A 14,545-nucleotide genomic window follows, 5' to 3' on the forward strand; every position below is an offset into this window, starting at 1 on the left:
TTTCCACCCTTTTTTATGTCTTAAAATTTTCAGTTTGGAAAGACCTTAAGTAAACACAGTAATTCCATATAAATTAGGTCTGCACTTCTTCATTCTAAACAACAATCATAGATCTGCTCGTAGACAATACTTTTTCAAGTTTAATTAGAAATTTATTCATCAAATAATAAATCTTAATTTAAACGCGCTTTTTTATGCCGAATCCATTTAAAAATGAATAAAAAAAATTAATTATCAAATACATCTAAAATAGATTAATTATACCTTTAAGCCACTGTATAAAGGTTACTATTACTAGTAATCTCATTACTATTTACGTAATCCCTTTCGGTATTAACACTATCGAAAACTCCTAACTACAAAAAACTAAAATGATTTCTAAATGAGACAAAAATTACTATTTGCATTACTTTTAATTACTGTTAGTAACCTTGTAAATGCACAAGATTACTTTCCAGAAAGTAAAGGTGTTAAATCCAACAATCATAATTACACAGCTTTTATAAATGCTAAAATTTATGTTACGCCTACCACGGTAATAGAATCTGGAACTTTATTAATTAAAGACGGTAAAATTGTGTCTGCCAAAGCAGGATTAACACTTCCCAAAAACACCGTTATTATCGATGCCAAAAATAAAACCATTTATCCTTCCTTTATAGATGTCTATTCAGACTTTGGAGTTTCAATCCCAAGCAGAACAGGAGGCCATGGTAGATCTGCACAGTATGACGCCACTAGAGATGGTTTTTATTGGAATGACCATATTATGCCAGAAACAGATGCCGTTGAAACATTTAAATTTGACAATAAAAAAGCAACAGAATTGCTTAACGTTGGTTTTGGAGTTGTAAATACCCATTTGCAAGATGGTATTGCACGCGGAACTGGTGTTTTAGTTGCTCTTAATGAAAATGGCACCAATGCAGATCGTATTTTAAACGACCGTTCTGCACAGTATTTTTCATTCAAAAAAAGCAGTATAAAGAGTCAATCTTACCCGACATCGTTAATGGGTGCAACAGCTTTATTACGCCAATTTTATCAAGATGCAAATTGGTATGCTAAAGGAAACATAGATAACATAGACCGATCGCTAGAAGCATTAAACAACAACAAAAATCTTGTTCAAATATTTGAAGGTGGTAATAAGAGCAATATTGTAAGAGCCGATAAAATTGGAGATGCATTTGGCATTCAATATACCATTCTTGGAGGTGGAGACGAATATGAAATGGTTTCAGCAATAAAAGCGACTAATGCTAAATTAATTTTGCCACTAAATTTTCCTGACGCCTACGACGTTTCAGATCCTTTTAATGAATCAATAGTGTCTTTATCCGATATGCGTTATTGGAATCAGGCACCATCTAACCCTAAAATATTAGAAGAAAATGGTATAATATTCTCATTTACTTTAAACGATTTAAAAGAAACAAAAACATTTAAAGCAAAACTTATAGAGGCCGTAGATCGCGGACTTTCTAAAACTAAAGCTTTAGAAGCGTTAACAACTATACCTGCTCAAATATTAGGTCAGACTAACAAAATTGGAGCCTTACAAAAAGGCATGGAAGCTAATTTTATAATTACCTCTGGAGATTATTTCGATAAGGAAACCATTTTATACGAAAACTGGGTTCAAGGTAAAAAGAACCTTATAAATCAAGCAAACACAACCGATATTAGAGGAGACTATAGCATTACAGCTAATACGAAAGTCTTCCAATTATCGATTAAAGGTAGTGCCGACAGTCCGAAAGCAACTATAAAACAAGACTCGACAACTTTGAAGTCTAAATTTAATTTTGAAAACAACTGGTTAACAATGTCTTTTACAGACGAGGCCTCGGACAGCTATAGATTTTCTAGTTTAATTTCATCTAATACAGCATCATTTAACGGAAAAGTAGTTACAGTAAATGGAACAGCTAATTTTAATGCGAAACAAACAGCTCCGTTTACAGACAAAGAAGACACAGATGAAAACGAAGAACAATCAGCGTTTATTCCTATCACCTACCCTAATCTAGCATATGGAAATGAAGAACTTCCAAAACAAGAAACTATATTATTTAAAAATGCGACGGTTTGGACTAGTGAGGACCAGGGAATTTTACCCCATACAGATGTTTTAATTAAGGATGGTAAAATTTCGAAAATAGGTAAAGATCTTTCTGCAGGAAAAGCAAAAGTTATAGATGCTACCGGCAAACACTTAACGGCTGGTATTATAGACGAACACAGTCATATTGCAGCATTATCTATAAACGAATCTGGCCATAATTCTTCTGCAGAAGTAACTATGGAAGATGTTGTAGATCCTGACGATATAAGTATCTATTATGCACTTGGAGGAGGCGTTACATCTTTACAATTACTGCATGGTTCGGCAAATCCGATTGGAGGTCGCTCGGCAATATTAAAATTAAAATGGGGAGAGACTGCAGATAATATGATATACGACAATTCTCCAAAATTTATAAAATTTGCTCTAGGTGAAAATGTGAAGCAAAGTAACTGGGGCAGCACGAGTAGATTTCCGCAAACACGAATGGGTGTAGAACAAGTATTTATCAATTATTTTCAACGTGCGAAAGAATATGGCGAAATTAAAAAAAGCGGAGCGCCTTATCGTTACGATCAGGAAATGGAAACCTTATTAGAGATTCTTAACGGCGAACGTTTTATTAGTTGTCATTCTTATGTGCAAAGTGAAATTAATATGCTCATGAAGGTTGCCGATAGTTTCGACTTTAAAATAAATACATTCACACATATATTAGAAGGATACAAAGTAGCCGATAAAATGGCAGAACATGGTGTTGGAGCAGCCACTTTTAGCGATTGGTGGTCGTATAAATTCGAAGTTAACGACGCGATACCTTATAACGCAGCAATCATGCAACAACAAGGTATAACTGTAGCAATTAATAGTGATGATCCCGAAATGATTAGACGATTAAATCAAGAAGCAGGAAAAACTGTAAAATACGGAGGTATGTCTGAACTAGAAGCTTGGAAAATGGTTACAATTAACCCTGCAAAATTGCTACATCTAGACGACAGAGTTGGTAGTATTAAAATAGGAAAAGACGCCGATCTTGTACTTTGGAATGAACATCCTATGTCTATTTATTCGAAAGCAGAAAAAACGATGATAGAAGGTGCTATTTACTTTGATATCGAAAAAGACAAACAACAACGTGAAAGTATAAAAAAGGAACGTGCTAAGTTAGTTGACTTGATGCTTCAGGATAAATCTAAAGGCAAAAAGACTCAGAAACCATTAGGAAAGAGTAAAGAAGAAATGACTTGCGAATCACTTTAATAATAAAACGATCATGAAAATATATAATAAGATAATAGTGCTTGTAGGTTTACTTTGTGGATCCTTTTCTTGGGCACAACAAACACCAGCTCCTGCACAAAAAGAGGCTATAGTCATAGAAGGTGCAACGGCACATTTAGGTAACGGAAAAATAATAGAAAATTCGCTAATCATGTTCGAGGGCGGAACTTTAACTTTTGTTGGTGATGCTAAAATGAAAATCGCTAGAAAGGGTAAAAAAATTGATGGTACAGGAAAACATGTCTACCCAGGTTTTATTGCGCCTACAAAAGCTTTAGGACTAACAGAAATTAACGCTGTAAGAGCAAGTAAAGACGAAGATGAAATAGGAGAATTTATCCCACACGTACGTAGTTTAATCGCGTATAATGCAGAATCTAAAGTAGTAGAGAGTATGCGACCAAATGGTGTGCTAATCGCTCAAATAACACCTCAAGGTGGTGAAATATCAGGAACCTCATCCATTGTTCAGTTAGATGCTTGGAATTGGGAAGACGCAGCAGTAAAAGTAGATGATGGTATTCATTTACATTGGCCAAATAGTTTTAGATATAATCGTGCAGCAAGTGCTTATAAACCCAACGAAAACTATCAAAAAGAGATAACAAAAATTAGATCTTTTATACAGAACTCAAAAGCATATGGGGAAACCGTTTCTAAAGAAGAAAATGCACCTTTTAAAGCGATGCAAGGACTTTTTAATGGCTCTCAAAACCTTTACGTATATGCTAATGGTGAAAAAGAAATAATAGATGCCATTACTTTAGCGAAGCATGAAAATATAAAGAACATTGTATTGGTTGGCGGTTATGAAGCTTATAAAATAACCGACTTCTTAAAACAGAATTCGATTCCTGTGCTTGTTCAGGCCACACATAGCAGACCAAAGTCTGAAGATGAAGATTACGATCTTCCTTACAAACTTCCTAAATTATTATCTGACGCTGGGTTATTAGTCGGAATACAAAATGCCGATTCAGAAAACTTCCAAACAAGAAATCTACCTTTCTATGCCGGTCAGGTTGCAGGACAAGGTTTAGACAAAGAAGTTGCATTATCTTTAATTACAGGAAACACTGCAAAAATTTTAGGTATAGCTGATACTTATGGAACTTTAGAAACAGGAAAAAGTGCTACATTATTTATTTCGGAAGGTGATGCCTTAGACATGAGAACCAATGTTCTTATAAAAGCATTTATCGATGGTCGTGATATTTCATTAGAATCGCACCAAACAGAATTATGGAAAAGATATATGGGAAAATACGAATCTGAATAAAAGCCAGAAACATACTTATAAATATTCTTAATGATTAGGGTGGAATTATATTCCGCCCTTTTTTATGCTTAAAAAAGCTGCAATTAAATTCATTTTAGTGCAAACCCAATTTATCCATAATCACCTCATCTACGTAAAATTACCTCAAACATATACTATATTAACCGCTGACGCTTTTAATAACTAGCATGTTGATAAAATAGCACATAAAGCAGCCAATTTTGATGTTTTTAGACAGCCTATAACTCTTTACATTTGAATATGTTAATCGATAAAAAAATTTAATTATGAAAAGAGCAATGACACTTAGTATCTGCTTGCTAGTAACGATTACTAGCTTAGCATCAAGTTTTACGAGCAATATGTCATCTAATTTTGATGATAAAGAAAACAAAGAGGTTACATTAACATTAGAAGATGTAAAAGTAGGACAGAATTTATCTATTAAAGATATCGATGGTTTTACGCTCTACACAAAGACTTTAAAGAAATCCGGAAGTAGTAATCATACGTTCGACTTTTCGACCCTACCAAATGGAACGTATTTTTTCGAACACGACAAATCAAATCAAATTAAAGTTATACCATTTGAAGTAAAATTTGGAAATGTAACTTTCGATGCTTCAAGAGAAAAAATTATCTATAAGCCTGTAGTACGTCTAGTAAACAACTACGTTTACTTATCTAAACTAGAGCTGGCTAAAGAAGATGTTGATGTGGCTATTTATTACGATATCGACGGTAATCAAAACTATAATGTCGTTCATAAACAAACGATTAAAGACACCTCAAATATTCAATGTGCCTTTAAACTTTCTGTAAAAGAATCAGGAAATTACAGAATGGTAATTAAAGCAAATGGAAGAGAGTACGTCGAATACTTTAGTCTTTAAAAGCATTAAAATTTGAAATAATTTTTAGAGTGGACTTAAGTTAGTCCACTCTTTTTTTATGCTTAATCGCCAGTAAATTCTGCTTTTCGTTTTTCTAAAAAAGCTGTAGTTCCTTCGGTAAAATCTTCGGTCCCGAAGCATTTACCAAATCCTTTTATTTCTTTTTTATATCCGTTTACACCAGATTTAAAGCCAGCGTTTATAGATTTTATTGCTTCTCCAATAGCTTTCGGTGAATTCTTCTTAATTCTATTTGCAATACCACCACAGAATCCTAATAATTCGTCTTGCGGTACAACGTGATTTACCAAACCATAATTTAAAGCTTGTTCTGCTGTAATCATCCCTGCGGTCATAATCATTTCCATAGCCCGTCCTTTACCCACAAGTTGCGGCAAACGTTGGGTACCTCCATAACCGGGAATAACACCTAAAGAGACTTCTGGTAATCCCATTTTAGCATTATCACTAGCCACTCTAAAATGACAAGCCATAGCCAATTCTAAACCTCCTCCTAATGCAAATCCATTTACTGCAGCAATAACTGGAGTAGATAAATTCTGAACAAAATCGAATAACAATTCATGTCCTTTCTCTGCTAGCTTAGCACCTTTACTAACATCGAAATTAGAAAACTCACTAATATCTGCACCTGCTACGAATGCCTTTTCACCGCTTCCCGTAACAATAATAACGCGTGTATCTTTGTCCTTATCGGCCGCCTTAAAAGCGCGATGCAATTCATTTATGGTGTCGCGATTTAACGCATTAAGTTTTGTTGGCCTATTAATGGTGATGGTCGTAATACCATCCTGAAATTCTGATAAAATATTAAAAATCATAATTTAAGTTTTAGGAAAGGTAACAATAAATGTAGTCCCTTTATTGAGCTGGGTCATAAAAGTAATGTTACCATTATAAGATTCAACTATATTTTTAACCATTGCCAAACCTAGACCTGTACCACTAGATTTAGTGGTAAACTTAGGTTCGAAGACTTTAGTTTCATTACCTTCTGCAATACCGATTCCATTATCTGAAACCGTAATTTTAATGTCTCCTTCATGTAAAGACACATGAACCACAATTTTTGGAACACGTCCTTCTGGAATAGCTTGAATCGCATTTTTAACAAGATTCGTTACCACTCTAATTAATTGGGTTTTGTCGAAAGTGGTAATAATTTCTTCCCTTTCAGATAGAAAAACAATATAATCTTTATTAAAAATATCTAAAGACAAACGCACTGTATTTACAACATTAAGTGTCTCATTTTGCTGTGCGGGCATATTTGCAAAGTTCGAAAAGGCAGAAGCAATAGAACTCATTGTATCGATTTGCTGAATTAAAGTTTCGGAATACTCTTCTACTTTTTGATGAATATTAGGATCGTCTGGACTAAATTTCCGTTGAAAATTTTGAACCGTTAATCGCATAGGAGTTAGCGGATTTTTAATTTCATGAGCCACTTGCTTTGCCATTTCTCGCCAAGCTTCTTCCCGCTCACTTTTCGCCAACTGACGTGCACTTTCTTCCAACTGATCAATCATACTATTATACGATTGCACTAGGGTTGAAATTTCCTCACTAGCATCTTCAACTTCAATACGGGCATTACGCTTCTCTAAGGTTGTCGTATTAATTTTATCACTTATCGTTTTAATAGATTTAGTAATATAATTGGCTAAAAAGAATGCGATTGCCGATGCTAAAACAAGCATAAACAAATATGCATAGCTAATACGTTCTAAAAACTCGTCTAATTCTCTGGCTAAAAAATCGTCATCTTCAAGATACGGTAAATTTATAATCGCTAAAGGTTTAAACTTCTGATCGGTAAGATAGGTATACGACGACTGAAAGACTTTATGATTAACACTTTTAGTCTCTACAAAAGTATGTTCTGCAGTATTAGACAATGTATTAAGAACATCTGCACTAATACACTCCTGTAAAGAATCTTGTGAAAATCCAGCTCTAGAAGATGTTAAAATAGAACCGTCTAAATCATATAAATTAATTTGTAAATTATGAATATTAGCTATTTCGTAAATTTTTTCCTTAAATATATAGGGGATTTTCTCCGTTTTAACTTCATAAGACGTTTGCTTAATTACAAAACTAAGGTGAGATTTAATGTTTTTCTGCTTGCGCTCTAAGCGTTGCTGATGGTAATCAATAGCCTCTTCTCCATATTGATGAATAGCTACTCCTACTATTAAAACAGAAGCCAATACCACTACAAAAAGCATAGCGATAAAAATACGAAGTCGTAAGGATATTTTTTTTAATTTCATGAGTTATTACCGTGTCCTAAAGGTAACAATAATCAAGCCATTGTTCTAAGCATTGGGGTTTTTAGCTCGTATGCGCTTATAGACTTTAAATCCAAGCATAATAAGAACGCCTAATGCAAAAATTCCAACAATACCAAAAATCCAATCGAAACTACTTTTTAGAATAACCAAAAACACTACAGCAAAAAGAATAAAAGTTGCGCCTTCGTTCCAAAGCCTCATATAACTAGAGGTTTTCCGGACATCATCGACTTGTAATTGTTTAAAATATTGATGTGTTTTTAAATGGTAAATAATCAATAAAACAACAAATCCTAATTTTACATGCATCCAAGATTCATCCAACCAAGCAGGCATAAGAATTAGTAACCAAATAGCGAATAGTGTTGCTAAAATTGCAGAAGGCCAAGTAATAATATACCACAAGCGCTTCGTCATTAATTTTAATTGTTCTCCTAAAATCTCTTTATCAGGAGAAGGTTTATGAAAGGATTCTATTTGGTACACGAATAATCTAGGAATATAAAAAAGCCCTGCAAACCAGGTGATAACAAAAATAAGATGAAGCGATTTTATATAATTGTAGTATTCCATAATTATGGGGTTAAGCGATTGCACTCTTTTTAATTAAATCTGTTTTTATTTCTCGGTTTAAAAAATATCCGGTTACTATAGTAGATAATACATCTGAAATAGGAAACGACATCCACACGCCCAATTCACCATAAAAATTCGGCAGAATTAAAATTAAAGGTATAAAGAAAAACCCCTGACGCGTAAGTGTTAATAGTAATGCAGGTCTCGCCTTCCCTATCGCCTGAAAATAAGCCGCTCCAATTAATTGCAAAGCAATAATAGGCGTAGCAGCAAACACCCAACGCATAGCTGCTGGAGTTTCCTTTAACACAGCTGCATCTTGGGTAAACATTTTAGTAATCGTTACGGGAAAAGCCATGAGTAAAATAAAAACTACAGTTGCTAAAACCGCCGCATATTTAATGGCTATATTTATAGATTCCCGAACCCTATCGTACTGTTTTGCACCGTAATTATAGCCCGCAATTGGAAGAAATCCTTGCGTTACTCCAAATACAGGAAATAAAGCAAACATAAGCATCCGACCTACAATCGCATAAGAAGTCACCGAAACTTCGCCCCCTAAACGAAATAATATATTATTCATAAATAAATAAGTAACACTAACAACGGCCTGACGTGCAAGTGTTACAAACCCAAGAGAACCTATTTCTTTAATGGTTTCCCATTTTAATATTAAATAAGACCAATCTATTTTTAATGAAGAATTATCAGAAAAGAAATACCATAGCACAAAAAGAAAACCAATAAAGTTTGAACCCGTAGTCGCCCAAGCAGCTCCAGCCATACCCATATCAAAAGTATGGATTAGAACATAATCGAAAACAAGATTCCCAACCGAAGGAATCATCATAGAATACATGGCAAATTTCGGATTCCCTTCTGATCGCATAACATTGTTACCCATCATCGAGAATCCTAGAAACGGCACACCATACATTACGATATTATAGTACGTTTTTGCAGGCTCGAAAATATTGCCTTTCCCTCCAAAAGCTATAATAATTTCATCATTAAAAACCAGTCCTAAAAAAACGAAAGAGCTAATTAAAAGGAATGTTAATGTAATTTGATTACCAAATGTAGCCAAAGCTTTTTCCGTATTACCGGCTCCTAAAGCACGGGAAATAATAGAAGACCCTCCAATACCAATAGACATTCCTAAGGCTGCGATAAAAAAGGAAACAGGCAACACTATGTTTATAGCTGCAATAGCTATAGATCCTATCCAATTCCCTACAAAAATAGTATCTACAAGCACATTTAAGGACATCACCAATATCCCTATAGATGCGGGCACTGACTGCTTAATTAAAAGCTGACTAATGGGTTTTGTTCCTAAATCTACAGATACCTTTTCTTTCATTATTACGCCTTGGTTGAATTATCTGCCCAATTGTTAATCCATGATCCTAGCAAGGCAGACCATTCATTGTCGTCGTTTAAACACGGCACAGTAGTGAACTCTTTACCTCCAACTTCATGAAAAAGCTCCTGACCTTCCATAGCTATTTCTTCTAAGGTTTCTAAACAATCACTCACAAAAGCAGGTGTAATTATAGCCATGTTTTTAACCCCTTCTAGCCCTAATCTTTCAATTGTTCTATCGGTATACGGTTGCAACCATGGATCGAAACCCAATCTAGACTGAAATGAGGTTGAAAATGCGCCTTCTTTTAATCCGAGTTGTTCTGCAACTAATCGCGTCACTTCTAAACATTGATGTTTATAGCAAAATTCGTGTGCTCTAGAAGGTGTAACGCAACAAGAACCATCAATTTTACAATGCGATTTTGTTACATCACTTTTTTTAATGTGACGTTCTGGAATACCGTGGTAAGAAAATAATACGTGATCGTATGTTTTCTCTTTTAAGTGTCGTTTTACAGATTCACTAAGCACCGATATATAATCTGGTTTATTATAAAATGCTGGTAAATGATCTATTTTAATATTTGGAAAATGATTTTGACGTAATTCTTCGGCTAGGACTAAAATTGTTTCGGTCGTTGCCATTGCAAATTGTGGATACAACGGAATTAAGAAAACTTCATCCACACCTTGATCCACCAACTCTTGAATTCCCTTTTTAATAGTCATCGATCCATAACGCATCGCCAAGGCTACGGGATAAGTGACTTCTTTTTGCACTTTAGCTCGTAATCGTTCTGAAATGACAATTAACGGAGAACCTTCGTCCCACCATATTTTTTTATAAGCAGCTGCCGATGCTTTAGGTCTTGTTTTTAAAATAATACCTTTAACAAGAGCTAATCTAGCTAGTTTAGGAATATCTATGACACGTTCGTCCATGAGAAATTCTCCTAAATATTTTTTTACGTCCTGTGGGCTAGGGCTATCGGGAGACCCTAAATTGACAAGTAAAATTCCTTTCTTCATAATACAAAAGTACAATAGAAATTAAGATCATACTATATTCTAATCATAGTATTATCTTATTTACTATTCAATGAAATTGATTATAACCTCTGTAGTAAATTAAAAAAATATTACTTATTCTTATTCTTTGTTTTAGGTTGTTGATTATGAACAGGGCGCTCTTCATTAGCATTACAATCTTGAAAAATGCCGCAGGAAACCCCTGGCCTCACTAGCGATTTAGTATTAGAATCTTTAGACCACGCTTCTATTTCTGGAGATAGATATTTCATAACAATTGATTTTAAACATATTATAAATATAGAAAAATCATTTTAAGCAAGCATTAAGACGAAGTTATAATCTGAATAAGATCTCATTAGAAAACGTTTAAAATTGAAAAAAAGATAATATCACTCATCTAAATCGTTTACGAATGCTTAACGTAAAATTGAAAATTATTCCTTTTTCAAAAATTAAATAGATTGTAAATATTTTTTAGGTGTTGTTCCGTACTTCTTTTTAAAGGCCGCTATAAAGTGACTTGAGGTACTATAGCCCACTTTTAACCCCACTTCGTTAACGTTTAAACCACCTGTTTCTAGAAGCTTCCTTGCTTCCTCCATTTTATAGTCGAATAAAAAGCTAAATACCGAATCTCCATAAATTTGCTTAAAACCTTCCTTCAGTTTTTTCAGAGTCAAACCTATTTCATCTGCTAATTCTTGCAAACTTGGCGGCTCTGCCATTCTTGCAACAATAATATCTTTCGCCTTTCTAATTTTAATCACATTCGTTTCATCTACCAAAAACGGGCATTGTTCTAAATTAGTATCTTCACTTCTATTAAAATATAAACTTAATAACTCGTAAGCCTTTCCTTTAAAATATAGATTTTTAATAGACTCGTTTAGATTGTAGTGCATCATTTGCGTGAGTACAATAGCCATAGACGGCGATATTTTGCCATCTTTATAATATTTTTTATCCTTATTATCGCTACTTAAAAAGGTAATATAATCTGCTTCTTGAGAAAATAATCCATGAAATTCCTTGATAGAAATTAATATAGTAACCAACCAAGAATTTGGATTCACCTCTAAATGAATAGGTAAATCTTGTTGCGGGTTATACAGAAGCAATGAATTTTCTTCACTTATATTTAGTGTATAGCTGCCTTTATTAAATTTAAAAGCAGAAGCACCTTTAAGACAAAAATGAAATTGAATGATACTACTGTCGATAGCCTTCTCAATAACTTCGACTCCAAGCCCCTCATTCTGATAAGTTAACACAGAAAAACCGTGGTCAATAACCGTTTCTTTTAAAGTTCCTACAGCGATATTTTTTCCTTCCATTTCTTTCAAAATTTATTCTGTTTTATTTAGATTCACTCTAAACTAACCACAACAATAACGTTGTAACCCCTACAAAAGTATAACATTTAATGCATTTGAATCTAATTTTGAATCAAAAAACCCGAAACGACACTAAAAGTTCTTTCAGCGTTACTTTTTTACAATTACGCGCTATACATTTGTCCTGAATTTCCAACCATTATAATAAATGAATCAAAATCACGGATCTAGAGGCACTTACTTTTATGCCATTGGATTAAGTTACAAAAAAGCAGACGCTGAGATTAGAGGACATTTTAGTCTTGATGACGCAGCAAAATTAAATCTTCTAAACCAAGCTCAGGCAAATGGTATAGAGAGCTTAATTGTGACTTCTACTTGTAACAGAACCGAGATCTATGGTTTTGCAGAACACCCTTTTCAACTTATTAAATTATTATGCGATAATACTAAAGGGACTGTAGAAGAGTTTCAAGATGTCGCATACGTTTATAAAAGTAGCGAAGCCATTTCACATATGTTTCGTGTGGGTTCTGGATTAGACAGTCAGATTCTTGGAGATTTCGAAATTATTAGTCAGTTAAAGAAAAGTGCTAGCTTATCTAAAAAGTTAGGCTTATTAAATACGTTCTTAGAGCGTTTAATTACTATGGTTACTCAAGCGAGTAAGCGTATAAAAAACGAAACCGAAATTTCTTCGGGAGCTACATCTGTTTCTTTTGCCTCTGTTCAATATATTTTAAATAATGTAACCGAAGTTTCTAACAAAAATATTTTACTTTTCGGAACAGGTAAAATAGGTAGAAATACTTGCGAAAATCTAGTAAAGCATACTAAAAATGAGCAAATCACATTAATTAACAGAACGAAAGATAAAGCAGAACGTATTGCTGGAAAGTTTAATCTTTTAGTTAAAGATTATTCTAATTTACAAGAAGAAATAAATAATTCTGATGTATTGGTCGTTGCAACGGGAGCACAAAATCCTACAGTAGACAAGCACTTAATACAAACTAAAAAACCGTTATTAATTTTAGATTTATCGATACCCAAAAATGTTCATGAAAATGTTACAGAATTAGAAGGTGTTACATTAATCCATTTAGATCATTTATCTCAGATTACAGACGAAACTTTAGAAAAAAGAAAAACACATATTCCTGTTGCCGAAACCATAATTGAAGATGTTAAAAAGGAATTTAACAGTTGGTTAGAAACACGAAAATTTGCACCTACAATAAAAGCTTTAAAGAATAAATTATTAGACTTTAAATTGGCGGAATTAGATGTACAACGTAAAAAAATATCAGATTTTAACGAAGCACAAGCCGAATTAATTAGCAATAATATTATTCAGAAAATAACGAATCATTTTGCACATCACTTAAAAGATGAAGATTTTTCGACTAACGAAAGTCTTGAACTTATTAAAAAAGTGTTTCAGCTAGAAACATCAACAAATGCATAAAACTATTCGCATTGGCACAAGAGACAGTAAACTGGCTCTTTGGCAAGCACACACTGTTCAAAAACGTCTTGAAGATTTAGGATATACTACAGAAATTGTTGCTGTAAAATCTACGGGCGATCTTATTCTAGACAAACCGTTATACGAATTAGGAATAACTGGTATTTTTACTAAAACTTTAGATGTTGCCATGTTAAATGGAACTGTAGATATTGCAGTACACTCCATGAAAGACGTGCCAACCTTATTACCACAAGGCATTGTACAAACGGCTGTTTTAGAACGCGCCAATGTAAACGATATTCTAGTACATAAAGGTTTAGATTTTCTAAACAGTGAAGGAACTATTGCCACTGGAAGCTTAAGAAGAAAGGCACAATGGCTTAATAAATATCCAAAGCATGCTGTAGTAGATTTAAGAGGAAATGTAATTACACGACTTCAAAAATTAGTAGACAATACATGGAATGCCGCTGTATTTGCTAAGGCAGGTTTAGAGCGTATAAATGTACTGCCAGAACACTATATCGAACTCGATTGGATGATACCTGCTCCGGCACAAGGCGCTATGGTTGTTGTAACTTTAGAGAAGGATAAAGATATTACAGAAGCTGTTGCTAAATTAAACGACACACCCACAGATATTTGCACACATGTAGAACGTGAATTTTTACGTATATTAGAAGCTGGCTGTACAGCACCAATTGGCGGCATTGCAACTATTACTGATGATACTATTGCTTTTACAGGTATTTTACTCGCTTTAGATGGAAGTAAAAAACTGAGCATAACAAAAACCGACACCCTTTCAAATTATAAAGGATTTGGAAAACGTTGCGCTTTAGAGATTATAGAAAATGGCGGAAAAGAATTGATGGATTCAATTAAAAAGGAAATGAATTCATAAAAAAACTCAAAAAAT

12 protein-coding genes are annotated in these 14,545 nt (G+C 33.8%); 5 read left to right on the top strand and 7 right to left on the bottom strand.

What is annotated here, in order from left to right; all coding sequences use genetic code 11:
* Nucleotides 1-382 precede the first annotated feature (382 nt).
* From ACFFVB_RS02290 to ACFFVB_RS02300, 3 genes are all read left to right on the top strand, one after another.
* The gene (locus tag ACFFVB_RS02290) at nt 383-3,331 is read left to right on the top strand and encodes an amidohydrolase family protein (RefSeq protein WP_382380750.1); all 2,949 of its coding nucleotides are present in this window, start codon (nt 383-385) and stop codon (nt 3,329-3,331) included.
* A gap of 13 nt (nt 3,332-3,344) precedes the next feature.
* Entirely contained in the window at nt 3,345-4,631 is a 1,287-nt protein-coding gene (locus ACFFVB_RS02295; protein WP_382380752.1) for an amidohydrolase family protein, read from the top strand.
* Between the two features lie 287 nt (nt 4,632-4,918).
* Nucleotides 4,919-5,524: a T9SS type A sorting domain-containing protein gene (locus tag ACFFVB_RS02300; protein ID WP_382380754.1), complete on the top strand. Its 606-nt coding sequence runs from the start codon at nt 4,919-4,921 to the stop codon at nt 5,522-5,524.
* Nucleotides 5,525-5,586: 62 nt separating this feature from the next.
* On the opposite strand, the gene ACFFVB_RS02305 is transcribed toward ACFFVB_RS02300, so the two are convergent.
* The 7 genes from ACFFVB_RS02305 to ACFFVB_RS02335 form a co-directional block, all read right to left on the bottom strand.
* Nucleotides 5,587-6,366: an enoyl-CoA hydratase/isomerase family protein gene (locus ACFFVB_RS02305; protein ID WP_382380756.1), complete on the bottom strand. Its 780-nt coding sequence runs from the start codon at nt 6,364-6,366 to the stop codon at nt 5,587-5,589.
* Nucleotides 6,367-6,369: 3 nt separating this feature from the next.
* Entirely contained in the window at nt 6,370-7,821 is a 1,452-nt protein-coding gene (locus ACFFVB_RS02310; RefSeq protein ID WP_382380757.1) for a sensor histidine kinase, read from the bottom strand.
* Nucleotides 7,822-7,866: 45 nt separating this feature from the next.
* A complete protein-coding gene (locus ACFFVB_RS02315) occupies nt 7,867-8,415 on the bottom strand; it encodes a CopD family protein (protein WP_382380759.1) in 549 nt (182 codons plus the stop codon).
* A 10-nt stretch (nt 8,416-8,425) separates the two neighbouring features.
* Nucleotides 8,426-9,784: an MATE family efflux transporter gene (locus ACFFVB_RS02320; protein ID WP_382380761.1), complete on the bottom strand. Its 1,359-nt coding sequence runs from the start codon at nt 9,782-9,784 to the stop codon at nt 8,426-8,428.
* A 2-nt stretch (nt 9,785-9,786) separates the two neighbouring features.
* On the bottom strand, nt 9,787-10,818 hold the full coding sequence (gene hemH, locus ACFFVB_RS02325) for a ferrochelatase (protein WP_382380763.1): 1,032 nt from the start codon (nt 10,816-10,818) through the stop codon (nt 9,787-9,789).
* A gap of 110 nt (nt 10,819-10,928) precedes the next feature.
* On the bottom strand, nt 10,929-11,090 hold the full coding sequence (locus ACFFVB_RS02330; protein ID WP_382380765.1) for a hypothetical protein: 162 nt from the start codon (nt 11,088-11,090) through the stop codon (nt 10,929-10,931).
* A 183-nt stretch (nt 11,091-11,273) separates the two neighbouring features.
* A complete protein-coding gene (locus ACFFVB_RS02335; protein ID WP_382381168.1) occupies nt 11,274-12,155 on the bottom strand; it encodes a helix-turn-helix transcriptional regulator in 882 nt (293 codons plus the stop codon).
* 208 nt (nt 12,156-12,363) lie between these two features.
* Between ACFFVB_RS02335 and hemA the strand changes: the two genes are divergently transcribed.
* A complete protein-coding gene (gene hemA / locus ACFFVB_RS02340; protein WP_382380767.1) occupies nt 12,364-13,623 on the top strand; it encodes a glutamyl-tRNA reductase in 1,260 nt (419 codons plus the stop codon).
* Nucleotides 13,616-14,530, top strand: coding sequence for a hydroxymethylbilane synthase (hemC, locus tag ACFFVB_RS02345; protein ID WP_382380769.1), 915 nt, complete (start codon nt 13,616-13,618; stop codon nt 14,528-14,530). The genes hemA and hemC overlap by 8 nt, the downstream gene beginning before the upstream one ends.
* The last annotated feature ends 15 nt before the right edge of the window (nt 14,531-14,545 follow it).

The organism is Formosa undariae, assembly GCF_042427615.1.
Taxonomy (GTDB): Bacteria; Bacteroidota; Bacteroidia; order Flavobacteriales; family Flavobacteriaceae; genus Formosa; species Formosa undariae.